Source organism: Zestosphaera sp. (assembly GCA_038727705.1).
Classification (GTDB): domain Archaea; phylum Thermoproteota; class Thermoprotei_A; order Sulfolobales; family NBVN01; genus Zestomicrobium.
This window is the reverse complement of sequence record JAVYVJ010000002.1, coordinates 304,693-320,713: the sequence shown is the minus strand read 5'-3', so window position 1 is coordinate 320,713 and position 16,021 is coordinate 304,693. Positions and strand designations below refer to the sequence as shown.

Here is a 16,021-nt window from a genome sequence, read left to right as displayed (position 1 = left end):
TAAATAGAACATCAATAAAACAGGTTTTATGCGTATATGTTGAATAATTCCGACCCCTTCCTGGCGGTCTCTATGTAGTCCTCTATAGCCTTCTCGTGGAGGTACTCCGGCCTCCAGCCCAGCTCGTTCATCGCCCTCGTTATGTCAACTACGGCGGGGTACCTAACCGTCGGCTGCGGCCTCACCTCGTACTTGAGGCTGGGTATGTACTTCCTCACCATCTCCGCGAAGTCTATGACTTTACTTACGAAGCCCCCGGCGTTGTAGACCCTCGAAGGGGCTTTCTCCGCCTCACCCAGTTTAATAAGGGCGTTAACGGTGTCCCTGACGTAGATGTAGTTGACCCTGTCGTCCGGGTTCTTGATGATTGCTGTCTCGCCTCTTAAAGCGCTCTCAATTATTATGCTGGAGTACTCGGCTGAGGGCCCTCTGAACCTCCCAGGGCCGAACACCACCGTAGGCCTTAAAGCCCTGAAGTCTATGTAGCCCTTTCTAGAGTACCAAAGACCTATGAGCTCGCCCACGTACTTGGCGACGCCGTAGTAGATCGGCGGGTTGCCCGCCTGCTCCTCCTTAACCGGCTCAGGGGTGTCGGGGTGGTAGACCCCCTCCGAACTCATGAATATGAATTTCTCAACCCCGTGGGCCGCGCCCAAATCTATGAGGTACTGCGTCGCATCTATATTCACTCTGAGCGCTGTGATGGGGTCGGCCTCACACGCGTCTGCCAGGAGGGCCGCGAGGTGGTAGATCACCCTAGGCCTGTACTTGCACATGACTTTGCTTACTGTGATGACGTCTGAGACGTCGCCCGTCAAGTACTTGATCTTCGGGTGATTCTTGAACGGGGATACTGGGATCCTGTCCAGAGCTACGACCGGCTCCCCGAGCTCAAGAACTATCTTCTCGACAAGGAACCTGCCTATAAACCCTCCGGCGCCCGTGATTAAGTACGTCATCGTGGATTACCCCATGCGGTAGTCAAGGGGTAGGTATTAAGCGTTAAATAAAAAGGGTTTTATGCTATAGCGGTAGGCGGAGGAGTCTGGGGAGCCACAGGGCCAGCTCGGGGATGAATATTAGAGCCACGTACAGCGTTAGGTAGAGCAGCACGAAGACCCAGACGCTCCTGCTGAGTTTCTCTATAGGTAGGTTCAGGGTCTGTGAGACCACGAAGACCGCCGCCCCGACCGGTGGTGTGCAGGTGCCTAACAGAACGCCGTAGAGGTACAACGAGTTTATGTGGTATGGGTTAACACCCAGCGGCGTGAGGGCGCTCACTGTGACCGCCCCCAGGGCTATTGCCAGGACTATCACGTCCAGGAAGCATCCGAGGGCTGCGAGTATAGCCGCTAGGAAGAGGAGTGCCATGTGCACGTACTGCGAACCTAAGTCCCTGAGCAGGGATATGAGGGCGGCGTTGATCCCGGTCAGGCTGAAGGCGAAGCTGATTATGTAGGACGACCCTATCAGCAGGAGTATCATCCCAGTGGTCTTGGAGGCCTCGACAAATATCTCGAGCACTTTCCTCAACGTAAGCTTCCTGTAGAGCGCCGCCACGGCGAACGACGCTGCCGCCCCTAAAGCCCCGGCCTCCGTGACTGAGAAAACGCCGAAGTATATGCTCCATAGAACACCCAGCGGCACCACTAGTATTGGCATAGTCTTCAGGACGTTCACGCCGAACTCACTCCACGTATACCTCCTCACCACACCCCCGTAGTTGTTCCTGTAGGAGATCGCGAATATCAGGATGGACAAGCCCGCCAGCAGTATGATGCCTAGGCCTGCCCCTATCATGAACATCGTTATCACTGAAGTCCCTGTGGCCACGGCTATGATTATCCCGGGAATGCTTGGAGGTATGAAGGCCCCTAACGGGGCTGAGGCGCATATGACGGAGCCGGCGAAGCTCTTAGGGTAGCCGCGGCGCTCCATCTCAGGCCCCGTGAGTCTGGAGAAGGCGGCCGCGGTCGCCGCCACAGACCCCGTCAGCAGGCCGAAGAACGCGCTGGATACTGCAACGCTGATCGCGAGACCTCCCTTGACGCGACCCACAGCCGGCTCGACTGCATCTATAATGTATTTCGTGAGCTGAGTCCTCTCGAACACGGTCCCCATCAGGGTGAAGAGGAACACCCCCAGCATGGGGAAGGACTGGAAGGGCATCATGAAGCTCTTGATCGCTATGGTTATGTCCTTCCCGGCGAGCAGTATGACTGCTATCCCGCTCAGACCCAGTGAGGCGAAGATAGGTATCCCCGCCAGGGCCATGAGTATGAAGGCTATGAAGAACAGTGCGAACGAGGTCAGTGGGTCGAGAACCATGTCCACTCACCCAGGGCTCAGCGTCCTGACCACCTTGATTAAATACCTAATCGTTAAGGCGGCCAGCCCGCCTAAGGCGGCGGCGTAGTATATCGTTAGGGGGAGTCTGAGCATGGTGGTTATGCTGATGGCGATTATAGGGTACATCTTGTATATCCCGTAGGTCAGGAGTGCGGCGAAGATTATTGGGGCTGTGTGTGTGAGTGCTTTGTAGGCCTTGCCCACCCTCCGACTCCTGGAGATCCTGTCCGACAGTATGTTCAATAGCGGGTGGTCCCCCTCCCTGACTAGGTTGCTCCCGCCGAAGAAGCAGAGCCAGAGGAAGAAGAGCCACGTCAGCTCGGCCTCCTCAGGGGCTCCGTACCCGGCCAGGTACCTCCCCACCGCGGAGTAAATCAGTATGGTGAGCAACGCCACACCGCTTACAAGGACGACTGACTGCTCGATGATGTTCAAGACTGCGTCGATCCCATTAAAGACGTTCCTTATGTTAACCAAGACCTACCACCTTCAAACATTGTTTAGAGTGTTTTTGAAGTAAAAACCGGGTTATCCTACCAAGCCACTCCTGTACTTGTTCAACCACTCCAGGGCGAACGCCGGGATCTGGTCCTTCCTCGTCTCCAGCCACGTTGCCAGCTTGCTGAATCCCGGCGTTGTGTCGAAGCTGTATATCTTGGCGCCGCGCGACATCAGCACCTGCAGGCCCACCACCCTCTCCACGTACAGCGCCCACGCGTTCTTCTCCTTCGCGGTCTCAGTGATCGTGTCAAGTATTACCTGTTGTATGTCTGAGGGCAACTTGTCGAAGAGCTGCTTGCTCAAGACCACCCAGTGCCATGCGTAACACCATCCGAAGAGCGCTATGTTTGGCGCGACCTCATAGAACCTCATAGCTATGATGGCGGCGACCTCGTTCTCCATGCCGTCTATGGTTTTAGTCTGGAGGGCTGTGAAGACCTCCGTATATGGTAACGGGGTTGGCAGTGCCCCGAGTGTCTGCAGGGAGTCGACGAATATGGGGTTGGGCATGACCCTTATCTTAAGCCCCTTGAAGTCGTCTATGGACTTAATGGGCTTCTCCGGCACCGTCAGGAAGTACCTGGCACCCGCGACCGTTATGGCCGGCACCATCCAGCCGAGAGGTCCCGCCACCTCGTTAGCGTACTTGAGCGTTTCGGGGGCCTCCCCGAAAGCCTGCGCTTCCTCAGTGGTTCTGAAGAGTCCTGGGAAGCTGAAGAACAGGAACTTATCCGTGAACTGCACGAACTGCGACACCTCTATAGTGGCCATGAACAGGGTTCCGGCCTTCATCATCTCAAGGTAGTCCACCTGATTGCCCAGCTCACCCCCCGGATGCAGGACGACCTTAACCCTCCCGTTAGTCCTGGTCTCAACCTTCTCCTTAAACCTAGTGAAGAAGTAGTGGTGTGTGTCATACTCTGAGGGCGCGGTCACGTAGGCGGCGTGTAGCTCGAACTGCGGTGTTACGGTGGTGGGCTGGGTGACGGTCCTCGTGAGGGTCTGCGTCTGCACCACGGTGGTGGGCTGCGTCACCGTCCTGGTTATAGTTCCCGCCGCGCCGGCGTAGCTGGTCGTTGTCACAGTGACTGTGCCGGCGGGAGCCCCCATCGAGCCGACGAGGTACCCGCCTACAGCCGCTACCATTACAAGAACGATTATAATCACTGCGGTGGTTAAACTCACACCCTGCCGCAACACTTCATACACCCTTCATGGGTGGAAGTGGTGTACGATGTATATATGAGCATAATAAAACAAGTTTTATTGTTGCCAACCACGAGGCTCACGGGTGCTTGCAGGGTCCGACATCCCTAGGGCTTGCTGGAGGCGTGAGGATTAAACCTCAAGGAAATTGAATCAGCGTTATTCCCGCGCTCTACGGGGGGTCAGGCTCCCAGGCGTTCACACGGTCTAGGGACGCATTTTCTCCAGCGCTTCCTTGACCACCGACCTCGGGTTGACGAACGTGAGGCCCCCGTCGACCACGAACAGCTGACCCGTTATGAAGTTGGCGTAGTCGCTCGCCAGGAAGAGGATCAGGTTCGCTACGTCGGAGGGTGTTCCGAACCTCTTCAGCGGATTCACGAACTCCTGCAGCCTGATGTCCTCAGGCGACCATATAGACCTGACCCCGGGCGTGAGTATGGGTCCGGGCGCTACGGCGTTCACCGTAATGTTGTGGGGGGCTAGCTCAGCCGCCAAGCACCTTGTGAAGCCCACGACTCCTGCCTTAGCCGTCCCGTAGTGCACCAGCCCCGGAACCCCGTGGTAGAGCCCCGTTATCGAGGATATGTTGATGATTCTCCCGTACGCGTTCCTAATCATGTGAGGGACTACGGCCCTCGTAACGTAGAACACGCTGGTCAGGTTGAGGTCTATCACTCGGAACCAGTCCTCGTCCCTCATCTCGGTGAAGGGGTTTCTGGGGTAAGCCCCCACGTTGTTCACCAGCACGTCCACACGCTTGAACTCCTCCAGCGACTGCCTGACCACCCTCTCCACGTCATCCTTGCGCGTCGCGTCACCAATCAGGCCTAGCGCCCTGATGTTGAGGCTCTCAGCCTCCCTCACGGTCTCGTCGAGGCTGTCGCGATCCACGTCCACGGCGATTAGGTGTGCGCCGTGCCTCGCCAGAGTCAGGGAGATCTCACGCCCTATGCCCCTGCCGCCTCCAGTCACTAACGCCACCCTACCTCTGAGGTTCATTGACGTAACACCTTGTAGTGATTAGTGGGTCGCCTATTTAACTCGATGTTAAAACCGTTTTTATTTAGCTTCTAATAACTCTCTAGGGGTTTGAACCCGCACTAACACCCGCGTCACGAAGTTTATATTGTTCGATCCATATAATAGTAGACGGGCGAGGTCAGACTTAATGTTAAGGTCTTCTCTACTGCCGGATGGCATGAGCATCTTTTACGTGGAGATTAAGAAGCCTAGCAGGAGCTTCTTCGGCAGGTTGAGTAAGGTGAGCTCAGCCAGCATCAGCCTGGAGGTCATAAAGCTCGCTGGCTCCGACAACTACGTGGTGTTCGCGTACTCATTCAATAACAACGTGGGTAGCTATATAGAGAAGCTCAGACCCTCCCTGAGGACCCCTGAAAGCCATATTAAGAGGATCAGGTGGTGGAGTGAGGGCAGGCTGACATACATAGTGGCTTACAAGACCAGGTGCGACTTCCTGCGGCTGGCTGAGGCGAGCGGGGTCAACGTCCTGACGCCCTACGTCTTCGAGAGGGGATTCAGGAAGTACGTGGTCCTCGGGACGCGGGAGCAGCTGAGCAGGTACTTCGAGAGCCTTAAGAACTTCTACGGGCGTGGTAACGTGTCCTACAGCCCCATAGACACTGCGGACTACCTGAGCATGATACTGGTGAGGAGGTCCCTCCTCTCAATAATCACGGACAAACTGACCTCCAGCGAGCTGAACGTACTGAGGCACGCCTACAACACCGGCTACTTCGACCACCCCAGGAGGACCAACCTAAACGAGCTGGGGAGGTATTTAGGGCTGTCTAAAGTCACCGTAGACATACACGTCAGGAAAGTGACTAAGAAAGTCTTCGAGGAGGTCCTCAGATTCATAAGTTGAGAAAAAGTCTTTGAAGCGTCGTGCGATGGTGTGTCAGGATCCAAGCAGCACTTAAAACCGGTCGAGGATAAAGTCCCGGGGCCCGTCGTCTAGCCTGGTTAGGACGCCGCCCTCAGAGGCCTACCGCTTGGCTGATTTGTTATGTGAGTTCGTTAGGAGTGAGGTGCTGCCTAAGAGGGTTGATGATGTTATAGTTCTGAGTCCTCAGAGGCTTGAGAGTTTTGCGGACTGCCTTAAATCTTTGGGCAGGTCTGGGAGGACCGTCGAGGAGCGCCTTACCTACTTAACACGCTTGACCGCTGCTTTAGGCTGGTCCTTCAGCATCGACGACCTCCAAGTACCTCTCTGATCAATTCCCCAACGTGTGGGACCACATTGTGAAGGCCATCAGGCTCTACCTGAGGTTCGAGGACGGGGAGGACTTGCTGAGTATGTTGAGGGGGCGGGCCTCGGGAAACATAATGAGGTTGCACTACCTGGACAAGCAACTGACTCGGAAGGAAATGCTGGGGGGACACACTGCAGAAGCACAACCAAGCGCTAAAAGAGGTGGATGAAAAACTGAAGCAGATCCTCACCCTGACCCCCCGTCCTGAAGAGGCAAAAACTCTCGGTTGCAGGATATTGTTGCGTGAGATTGATGTGTGCGGTAGGGACACAGTTGATGGGTCGAAGTTATATCTATTGACTCAGATAGTGGGTGCTGTGATAGATGACCTATCAACAAATCCTCGCAGGCACGCTTCACGCTAGCTATGCAGTATTGGGGTTTATTACTACGTTCATTGCTTTAATTCTAATGAATGATTGCTGAAATAACATTATTCGATTAAGTAAAAGGGGCTAAGCAAAGGCATCATGAACTTACTCTACTAACCCCGCCTACATTTTCTACCTTGATGACCTTATTTGCTATATTCATTACACTTTCGTCGTGTGTCACAACTATGACTTGCTTCAAGGATTTACCGAGCTCCTTAATGATTTCGAAGATCTGCCTACGCCTCTCATCGTCTAGGTAGATGGTCGGTTCATCAAGGATTAAGGTTGTAGGGGATCTACCTATAATCAGCTCGGCAAGTGCTAACTTCAAGGCAATTGCTATGCCAACCCTCTCACCGCCACTTGCATTACTTATGGGTAAAGTACTGCCTAGTACTTTAACACGTATTTGGAATTCGTCGTCGATTTCTATAGGCATTAATCCTAGCTTACCTAATATCTTATTCGTCCTTCTTTCCAGTTCATCTCTGGCGATTTTAGTTAACTCCTTAGCTATTAAGCCACTCTTACCTAAATACTTGCTGAAGAAAACTTGTAGTATAGAATAGGCCTTAATCTGATTCTCTAATTCAGTTTTTCTCTCCTCAGCGTCCTTGATTTCTTTTTCTACTTTCTTAATCTCTTCATCTTCGGCATTAAGTCTAGTCCTTGTTGTAGTAATCGAGTCCTTGTTCTTATCGATTTCCTCTTTTATTTTATTTAATTCCGAATTCCATTCTTTGCTTACTTTATTTAACTCGCTTCTTAAAGCGTCTATGTCCTTCCATCTCTTAGGAACATCTAGGTCTATCGATGGCTTGGCGATCGATATCTCAGCCAAGATCTCCCCTAACCTACTCTGTAAAACCTGAATATCCTGGCCAGAGAAGCCTTCCACCAAGCTGGTCTTTAAATCGTTGAGTATTTTTAACTCACTCTCGGTCTTATATAACTCATCTTTCTGTGAGGTTAGATACGTAGTGCACTCATTGATAGAATTATTAGAAATGCCTCTGAAGCTTTCTGAGAGGTTCTTACATAGTTCTAGTACCTTTTCCCCTAAGTTACTGAGTTTATCCCGAATCTCGCTGACCTCTTCCTCTAAATGTTTAGCAGAATTAATCACTTTCTCCAGATCTCTTAACGATTCTTGAGCGATTCCAATCTTCTTCTCAATGCTGTTGAGCTCAGCGCGTGACTTCTTAATCTCATCACATAATCTGTTCAGCTCTTGGGTTAAGCTATCTCTAATAATAGTCGGATCCGTTATCGATGAGCCACATATAGGGCATCTGCTCGTAGACTCAAACTTGCTGACATATAAAGTGTATAGTTCCTTAAGCGCCTCGTTACGACTGATCGAACTGCTTAATTTATCCTTCTCCGCCCTAAATTCCTTTAGTAAATTGTCAAGGGCTTCATAGCTGTCAACACGCATTTCCAGTTTACTTGACACATCCTGTAAAATTGCGGTGATTTGATCCCTGTAGGACTTTAGCTTCTCCATCTTTTCATGATACTCTTCATTCACACGTAAATACTCATCAACGTTTAAACCTTCTACAACCTCAAGCGCAGACTTTAATTCCTCTAACTCCTTTATTCTATTAATAATAATGAGGGGTCCCAATTTATCGACTAACTCTATAGCCTCTTCAATTAATTTAACTTTTTTATTTATATCACTGTATTTCTCATTTAACTTGCTCTTCTTTAATTCAAGGTCAAATAATTCTTTGTTCAACGAAGACTTCCGTGATTCACGTTGGCGTAATTCATCTTTCTTCCTTTTTAGTTCATTCTCTTCACTCCTTAACATGCCCTCTAATTCGTCTTTCCTGTTTAGGAATTTCTTGGCAACTTCCAGGGATTTTTCTAAATAGCTGAGTCCCAAGAGTGAGAGTATCCACTCCCTTCTCTCGGAGTCTGTTATGTCTATTATCTTAGTAAGTTCATCCTGAAGTGATATTATAGTGCTCCTAACCATGTTTCTTAGGTCTTTGGTGCTCATTGCAGGGAGCCCTAAAATCTTGCCTAACTCGCTCGCGACGTTTGAGGGTCCCGAGCTTCTAATTTTCTTACCGTTCTTCTCTAAGATATAGAGAGAGGCTTGAGCAGGAGTGTCAATACTTACTTCCCTAGTGACTAGGTATTTGATGCCGCCAACTTCTAAAGATACTTCTATCTCGCCCTTCCTCTCCCCTCTCATTACGAGGAATTCCTTCCTATGTCCTCTGATATCTACGTTTGCTTCTGTAAATAGTGCAGCGTATATTGATTCTATTATCGATGATTTCCCAGCTCCATTAGGTCCTACTATAGCTACTATACCGTCAGGAAACGTTATCTCGGAGTTCTCATGCGAAAGTATGTTGGTAAGTTTAACGCTTCGGATGATCACTTCGATTCACCAATTTTTCTAGCTTGCTTAATAATTCCTGGTCTTTTATCAGACGCATTATGTGGGTTTTGATTAAACTTTCATCGTCGTAGTCTTTAATGATTCTTAAAACATACTCAGAAATTTTTGGATCTTTCAACAGGTTGTGAACAACAGACTCAAGCGTAGGTAACGGCGTTGCTTCCTCATATTGGGTCTCGTCGAATTCTCCTGAAATGCTTGGAGATTTTAATACGTAAGTAAGTATCTTGCCATTCTCCTTTAATTTGCGCATATAGTCCATCACGAGCTTAGGATCCGCATTGACTAATTCTGCACTGCTTACCTCAGCGTGTAGTATGGGAGGTTTGGGGAATTCGCTGAAGCTAATATCCCTTAAACGTCTTATCAACTCGCTATACGTACCTGATTTTATCACCAACCACTTTCTAAACCTACTTAATTTAATCCAATCAACACTGGCTTCTTCTCTGCTTAAGTCGACTAAGGCCACGAATCTCTCATCCCTGCTCTCCAAATAATCTAATGCCTCAGTAGATCCTGGGTAAATTACTGGAACCCCCTCATGCCTAGTTTCATATCTAGCATGGTAGTCACCCAAGGCCACGTAATCGTAATAGCTACTCCTTAACTCAGTCAATGAGAGGTGCGCTCCAGGTATGTTCAACTCTTTAAGTAGGAGGTGGGCCATTAGTATCTTCCTACCCGTGTCAGGTTTCTCTACACCCTTAACAAGTTCCTGCATTAATTGAGGTTCAGCATACGGCACAGCTGTAATGCCTAAATCACCGCTTCTCAACCTAACAACCCTTGTTTCTGGCTTGAAAGTCGCTAAAACCTTCGCTAATCCTACCTCCTCCAACACCTTAATAGGTGATAGTGCTGATATCTTCGGCTGATCGTGTTGGCCGGCAATAACCAGAAAATCTATGCCTGAATCTCTTAACTTCTTTAAAGACTTAACTGCGTACGAATATGCTTGAGGACTCGGCCTAGGCTCGTCGAACAGGTCCCCGCAGTGCAGTACTGCATCCACACCCTCCTTAATAGCTATTTCAATAACCTCGTCAAACACGTCATAGAAATCTAGCTCTCTCTCCCGCAACCCGCTTGGCCTGCTAGAACCTAAGTGGGTGTCAGCTACATGCAACAAGTGCAACCCTAACCACCCTCCCACTCACACCTCAAAAAAAGAACGAATTAGTCCGACTGCGTGCAACCCTAACCACCCTCCCACTCACTGATAAGTGCCCGCTCCTCTAAAGATTTAATGGCTTTTTCTCTGCCTTCTCTCCATGTCCCAGCAATATCCGGAGTTGCCCCAACCTTTTTACCTGCATGTATATCGATCTTAACGTATGCTGGGTACTTACCTACCCACTCACCCATTAATATGGCATGCCCTGGAGGGAGTGTAGGGAGGAGGTTTACGTATTCATCGCTCAGCACATCGGTTAACTCCATAACAGTTGATTTGTCACTGCTTTGAACTAACTTTAAGAATGAATAGTTCTGTACCTGAGATACTACGTTAACGTCTAAAGCTCTAGGTCTTTGACTAATGATAGCTAGCATCCCTCCGAATTTCCTTCCTTCCCTGATAAATCTCTGAAGAGCTTCCTTAGACTTAGTAGCTGACTCACTACCTAAGAATAGGTGAGCTTCCTCAACAACTAGTAGAGTGGGTATTGCGGTGAAGCCACCTCCATGTTTGCTACCCTCTTTGAGATACCAAAGAAGGTCCTCAGCAATTAATTTAAGCATACAATCTTTCTCTTCATCAGTAAAAGTAGACACGTCAACAACGACTATTTTACCGTTGCTTAACAACTCACTGACCTTACGTACTTCTAAGTTAATCCTATGCCATTCAAAGAAGTCGTCAACCTTGTCCTCCACATCGGATAAAGCCTTCTCCTTACCCTTGACGCCTTCACTTCGCAGGTACTCCTTAAGGAGTTCCCTGTAAGCTTCAACAGGGTCATTAACTTCCGCATTCTTCCTCTCCCTATAGATCTCTTCAACGGTCAACGTATACGGTTTCCTTGCCTTCAAAGCGGCTTCACGAACTTCATTGTTTAGCCCTCTTAATGCATTTTTGAGTAGTCGCCTCTGCTTTAAGGCTGCCGCCTCTGGAATTATAAGGCCTGTGAGTAGGCTTACCGGGATTTCAATAGGGTTTATTGCCGCATCGTAGACAACTACGTTGACGGCTTTAGTGTCGCTACTTCCTAAGTTGACGTATTCCCCATGAATGTCGAATATAACTACAGAACCTCCGATCTGAGCTATTCTGTCTGCAAGTACCGCTACTAGGTTGCTCTTACCTGAACCTGTGGTGCCGGTTATTAGTAAATGCTTAGCTAGGGAGTTGACGTTGACCCTTATTCTTAACTTATCAAAACCTACTAAGGAACCGATTTCTATGCCGGACTCTAAGCCACAGCTGTACAGGGTCTTGAGGTGTTCAATCTGCGCCAGGTATACAGGTGTTTCTGGAGGAGGTGGGTATCTTGGAGATTCTACACGGCCATTACTTATGTCCGCTATAATCATAGCCCTCATGGAACTCTCACTTTTTAGATTGGTTAGGGACGTAACTTCCTTGCGCATCGACATGTCGGGAGGCGTCAGTATGGGGACTACAGATCTATATGTGCATGACCCTATAATGCCTACGACTTCTCTCTCTATTTCTTCATATGTAGGTAAGTTTCTAACCCTAAACCTCAAGTGTATGTAGGTTCCTGGAGGTATGGGTGTTAAGGCCTTAACATTGACGTCGGTCGGGCTTGAGGTCTCGCCAACAATACCTATGGGCTGATTCGTCATAGAAATTCACCCAATAACTCACGTCCTGTGGGGACTGAAGAAAGGCCTAACTTATACAACAGTGTCCTGAACTCAGCATTGGTTATCTTGCACTTATTGTGCGCTACTTTAAGTGGGTCCGGATAATCACTAAGCGAGTAGGGGTACACCTTACTAACCAACTCTACCAATTCTTTGACATCTAATTTACCAGGTATTGACAGTTGGTAAGGCTGTGTGGCTGTGTTAAATGTAACGTACGTGACTGTAATTGGGGTTATTACATCTAAATTCACATCCAATACGTTTAAAGGCCTTGGCAGGTCTTCACGCCCGACATAAACCGGTTCAAGTATGTGAGGAGTTTTAGGGAGTCTGCCTGACTTTCTGAGGGCTTTGATGAGCACCAAGTCATTAACGCCTTCCCTGACTTCCCTAGGTGCATCACTGGACAGCAATATATCCACGTAATAATTCCTCATGGGGGTCTTTGCTATGAACAAGGGTTTAGCCCTGCGTAGGGCGTTAGTAATTCCTGAGAAAACTTCATGCCATATGTCCTTGATTCTATTATAATAGCTTGGATAAAATCCTCTAGGCATTCCCCTCTTCGTATACCCCCAGAGAAACGAGATAAGTGAGCCGTCGAAGAGGGCTACATCATCATTGTCCAATAACTCAGTCACCGACTTAACCTCCAGGGCCCTGGATATAAGCTGTAATATTCGGTCGATCAATTCGTGAGGCACCACCTCTTTAGATGTTGGTGCATGATAACCTGCTAAAGATTTAACAACTAACCTGCTTGGTGAGTGTGACTTAAGGGAAGCCTTCAATGAAGTGGCTTGCACTGCATAAATGACGGCTAAAGACAGCTTCTTCGCAACCCTGCTGGAGTCGCCTGCTACAACATCCACAGGTTCGCCTAACTCAGAAGTCCTTATAGGATAAACCCCAATATTTCTCAGATACCTGGTTAAACTATCCACGGGGTTAATTTTACCAAGCAAATCGTTTACAGCGGATGACAATTCTTCAATTAATAGATCATGTATGGGGATCACATACACCCAATTTAACTTCCGCACAGAGAATTTAAAGCTTGACGGCATCATGAAGAAAACCTAAATTCCCGCAACATCGTGAAATATCTAGAGTGTTAGTCGGAACCACCAATGCAATGGTGACCAAATAAATTCTTCATAATGAGAACGTTTTAGGAAAGAGGTGGTGTGGTTGTTACTGCAGTTAGAACCACGCAGGCAGGACCGTACCTAACCAATCAGCTGCATCACTCATACTCAGGCAGGAGCTGGAGGGGAGGGACGCGGTGAGGGAGATCTACAAGCTGAGCGATGCTGAGGCGGACTTCCTCGTGAACGCACCAACCGGTGCAGGGATCCTCAAAGCAGGGAGGAACTAAAGACATTCACCACACTACACTACATCGGTGACTCAGCCCATATAACAACCACGCAGTGTTTTTATGCGTTTAAGTATAACATATCACGTTTGATTGTAGGGTTTGGGTTTCGGGCTGTTTCTGATGGTGTTAGGCGGGTTCTCTTCATGCACGCTACTAAGGTCAAGGGTATAAAGTACAGGGAGCTAGGCGTAACGCCAGCTATGGGCAACATGGTCAAGAATAGGAAGCGCAGGGTGAGCGATGAAGTCCTCGAGAGGTTACTGATGAGGCTAGCTGCTAAGGACCTGCTGGACGTGGTGAAAGCTTTAAAGGTTGGCGGTGATTCTATTGAGGGGGGCCCGTCGTCTAGCCTGGTTAGGACGCCGCCCTTACGAGGCGGAGGTCCGGGGTTCGAGTCCCCGCGGGCCCACCACAACACATCAAGCCCCTTGCACGGCCCCACGTAGGTGAGCCTCCTCCAACCCTTAGCGTGTATCACCTTTAGAGGCAGTAACAACTCTTAGCCCTCACCACGTAATTGGGCAACTCTCCGAACTCTCTCACAACCGCCTATACCCGGCCTCAGAGCCCCACCAGCCACACCCCTAGTCCAGCTTAGGCGCTCCGCTATGGTTTGAATGAAGGCGGGTGTGGTAGCTTAAAAGCCTTGCCTAATCCTCATATCGGTGTCGCCGTTGCTTGGCTTCGGGTACGCGTTGATCACCGCGGTCCTGTGGTCCCTCAACCCGGCCTTCATAAGCAGGTATAGGAGCTCCCTACATCCAGTCCTCCTCACGGGGTTCAGGGCTCTACTGGGCCTGGTGCCCGCGGCCCTCCTCAGCGTTTTCACAGGATTCAGCGCTGAGGTAACTCCCCTCAGCATCTCCCTCTTCCTCACAGCCGCCCTCATAGGTCCTGGGGTGGGGGACGCTGCCTACACTAAGGCCATCCAGATGGTGGGGGGCGGGAGGGCCGTCATCGTTGCGTACACCTACATATTCGTGGCTCAAGCACTCTCAGCCCTGGCTGGGGAGGTTGTGAGGCCGGGCGTCGTGGCGGGGGCTGTTCTTGCGTTCCTCGGCCTGCTTGTGTCGAGGCCTAGGAACTCCGGCAGCGCTGAAGCGCCTCTGAAGGGACTAGGCTACGCCGCGGCGGCCTCGCTGTGCTGGGGGGTCGGGACTGTGTTGAGCACTGCCTCACTCCACTACACAGACCCGACCTCGCTCCTTGTGATCAGGCTGCTCGTGCTCTCAGCAACCTTCATCCCGGCCGGGCTCGCCACAGTCTCGCTGAGGAGGGACTACGACCTGAGGACCAACTTCAGGGGCTTGATAATATGCTCGGGCCTGACTGGCGTTATAGGGTGGTTCGGCGGGATGTACTTCTTCCTCCTATCGCTGGCCACCATAGGGACAGCGTCAACGGTGCTCGCCACCGCCCTGACCCCCATACTCTCTATGGTAACCACAAGAAGCATTGCGGGGGAGTCGCACGGTCTAAGACTTATTCTGGGCGCCGGCCTGACGTCCCTCGGCATAGGGACGGCAGCGCTACTCGCATATTGAAGATAATCCGGGAGCAACGCATGACGTCCAACCCCCTAAGGGCTCAGCCGCTACTTAGTCTTTATTATGGTTAGGTTGCCCGTTGCCACCACCTTCAGTCCGTAGCCATTAGCCATCCCGACCATGAGGTTCCTCAGCACCTCCCTCGAGTTGCTCACCGGCAGGAGGACCACGCTGTCCTCCCTCACAACAGCTATCCCGGCGTTCGCCGCTGCCCTAGCTATGAATCCCCCCAACCCAATGCCCAACTCCTTAAGTGTCCTCCCAGCTCTCTCACCGAGCCTCATGGCTTCCTCAGGGCTTGAGTCCTTGTCCAGTAGCTCCATTGGGACGTAGGTGAAGCCAAGTCTAGAAAGCACTAACTCAACCCTCTTCTCCTCCAGAACTCCGGGAGCGTAGTGATCCAGCCTCTCCACCTCAATAACCTCCTCAAACAATCTCTTCAAATAACTGGCGAGGCTCATCCCTCTAGACCTCGCTACCGCCTTAAGGCCCTCGGCCAGCTCGACCTCAACGCCTAAGCTCCTCCTAACCCTCAACCAGACCACCCACTCTCACAGCTATCACGGATGACCCGACGCTCATCTCATGATCTCTCAGGTCGTAGCCCTTGATGAGTCCCTCCACCACGCACCTGCTCAACTCCAGGAACTCCCTCGACGGGCTGGTGAGGCTGACGACGAACTTGAAGTAGGGGTCCTCCCTAACGACGTCTATGGAGGCGCTAGGTAGCCACACACTCAGACTGTTCCTGAACTCGTTCGGCGTGAGGGGCCTCTTAACCCTACCTAACTCCCCGAACCACGCGCACATTCTCCTCAACTCCGAGCACATTCTCTTCAGTTCCTCAGGACCCAACTTACTCAGGACCTCCCTAACAACCCCCTCAGGTAGCACCATGCCCCCCAACCTCCTAACATCCTCGAAGGAATCCGCGGTGGCGAGCGACTCGAGAACACCCCTCCTATACCTCATTACCTTGAGGACCTCCGTCAGAATCCTCTCAATCAACACAGTGTAGGGAACACCGACCTCCTCAGCAACCCTCAAAGCCTCGATCAAAACCCTCTCAGGAAGGGCGACGAACTTCCTCGCAGACACACACCACACCAAATAAATTAACACCACACATC

16 protein-coding genes and 1 tRNA gene are annotated in these 16,021 nt (G+C 50.6%); 6 read left to right on the top strand and 11 right to left on the bottom strand.

Annotated elements, in window-relative coordinates; translation table 11 throughout:
- Positions 1 to 26: 26 nt before the first annotated feature.
- The 5 genes from QW772_05820 to QW772_05800 all read right to left on the bottom strand — a co-directional run bounded on the left by QW772_05820 (position 27) and on the right by QW772_05800 (position 5,058).
- Positions 27 to 959 (bottom strand): NAD(P)-dependent oxidoreductase, encoded by a 933-nt coding sequence (locus tag QW772_05820; GenBank protein ID MEM0038425.1) that lies wholly within the window; start codon positions 957 to 959, stop codon positions 27 to 29.
- A gap of 64 nt (positions 960 to 1,023) precedes the next feature.
- Positions 1,024 to 2,328, bottom strand: a complete 1,305-nt coding sequence (locus QW772_05815) for a TRAP transporter large permease subunit (GenBank protein ID MEM0038424.1) — start codon at positions 2,326 to 2,328, stop codon at positions 1,024 to 1,026.
- A gap of 6 nt (positions 2,329 to 2,334) precedes the next feature.
- Positions 2,335 to 2,826, bottom strand: a complete 492-nt coding sequence (locus QW772_05810; protein MEM0038423.1) for a TRAP transporter small permease — start codon at positions 2,824 to 2,826, stop codon at positions 2,335 to 2,337.
- 51 nt (positions 2,827 to 2,877) lie between these two features.
- Positions 2,878 to 4,050, bottom strand: a complete 1,173-nt coding sequence (locus tag QW772_05805) for a TRAP transporter substrate-binding protein (GenBank protein MEM0038422.1) — start codon at positions 4,048 to 4,050, stop codon at positions 2,878 to 2,880.
- Between the two features lie 213 nt (positions 4,051 to 4,263).
- Complete coding sequence (locus QW772_05800) at positions 4,264 to 5,058, bottom strand: SDR family NAD(P)-dependent oxidoreductase (GenBank protein MEM0038421.1); 795 nt, start codon at positions 5,056 to 5,058, stop codon at positions 4,264 to 4,266.
- A gap of 169 nt (positions 5,059 to 5,227) precedes the next feature.
- On the opposite strand from QW772_05800, the gene QW772_05795 reads away from it, so the two are divergent.
- From QW772_05795 to QW772_05780, 4 genes are all read left to right on the top strand, one after another.
- Positions 5,228 to 5,944: a helix-turn-helix domain-containing protein gene (locus QW772_05795; GenBank protein MEM0038420.1), complete on the top strand. Its 717-nt coding sequence runs from the start codon at positions 5,228 to 5,230 to the stop codon at positions 5,942 to 5,944.
- A gap of 127 nt (positions 5,945 to 6,071) precedes the next feature.
- Positions 6,072 to 6,293 carry a hypothetical protein gene (locus QW772_05790; protein MEM0038419.1) on the top strand — a complete coding sequence of 74 codons (222 nt, stop codon included), beginning with the start codon at positions 6,072 to 6,074 and terminating at the stop codon, positions 6,291 to 6,293.
- Between the two features lie 28 nt (positions 6,294 to 6,321).
- On the top strand, positions 6,322 to 6,501 hold the full coding sequence (locus QW772_05785) for a hypothetical protein (protein ID MEM0038418.1): 180 nt from the start codon (positions 6,322 to 6,324) through the stop codon (positions 6,499 to 6,501).
- Positions 6,494 to 6,697, top strand: a complete 204-nt coding sequence (locus QW772_05780; protein MEM0038417.1) for a hypothetical protein — start codon at positions 6,494 to 6,496, stop codon at positions 6,695 to 6,697. The genes QW772_05785 and QW772_05780 overlap by 8 nt, the downstream gene beginning before the upstream one ends.
- Before the next feature lie 103 nt (positions 6,698 to 6,800).
- Here QW772_05780 and QW772_05775 read toward each other — a convergent pair whose 3' ends face one another.
- The 4 genes from QW772_05775 to QW772_05760 form a co-directional block, all read right to left on the bottom strand.
- Positions 6,801 to 9,107 (bottom strand): SMC family ATPase, encoded by a 2,307-nt coding sequence (locus QW772_05775; protein ID MEM0038416.1) that lies wholly within the window; start codon positions 9,105 to 9,107, stop codon positions 6,801 to 6,803.
- Positions 9,088 to 10,266 carry a DNA repair exonuclease gene (locus QW772_05770; GenBank protein MEM0038415.1) on the bottom strand — a complete coding sequence of 393 codons (1,179 nt, stop codon included), beginning with the start codon at positions 10,264 to 10,266 and terminating at the stop codon, positions 9,088 to 9,090. The genes QW772_05775 and QW772_05770 overlap by 20 nt, the downstream gene beginning before the upstream one ends.
- A 62-nt stretch (positions 10,267 to 10,328) precedes the next feature.
- Positions 10,329 to 11,939 carry an ATP-binding protein gene (locus QW772_05765; GenBank protein MEM0038414.1) on the bottom strand — a complete coding sequence of 537 codons (1,611 nt, stop codon included), beginning with the start codon at positions 11,937 to 11,939 and terminating at the stop codon, positions 10,329 to 10,331.
- Entirely contained in the window at positions 11,936 to 12,835 is a 900-nt protein-coding gene (locus QW772_05760) for a DNA double-strand break repair nuclease NurA (GenBank protein MEM0038413.1), read from the bottom strand. Before QW772_05760 ends, QW772_05765 begins: the two co-directional genes overlap by 4 nt.
- Positions 12,836 to 13,678: 843 nt before the next feature.
- Here QW772_05760 and QW772_05755 point away from each other — a divergent pair.
- Both QW772_05755 and QW772_05750 read left to right on the top strand, forming a co-directional pair.
- Positions 13,679 to 13,756 (top strand) — tRNA-Val (locus tag QW772_05755).
- Between the two features lie 253 nt (positions 13,757 to 14,009).
- Entirely contained in the window at positions 14,010 to 14,888 is an 879-nt protein-coding gene (locus tag QW772_05750; protein MEM0038412.1) for a DMT family transporter, read from the top strand.
- Between the two features lie 50 nt (positions 14,889 to 14,938).
- Here the strand turns inward: QW772_05750 and QW772_05745 are convergent, their stop codons facing one another.
- Together QW772_05745 and QW772_05740 are read right to left on the bottom strand one after the other, a co-directional pair.
- A complete protein-coding gene (locus QW772_05745) occupies positions 14,939 to 15,427 on the bottom strand; it encodes a hypothetical protein (GenBank protein MEM0038411.1) in 489 nt (162 codons plus the stop codon).
- Positions 15,417 to 15,989, bottom strand: coding sequence for a hypothetical protein (locus QW772_05740; protein ID MEM0038410.1), 573 nt, complete (start codon positions 15,987 to 15,989; stop codon positions 15,417 to 15,419). The genes QW772_05745 and QW772_05740 overlap by 11 nt, the downstream gene beginning before the upstream one ends.
- Between the last annotated feature and the right edge of the window lie 32 nt (positions 15,990 to 16,021).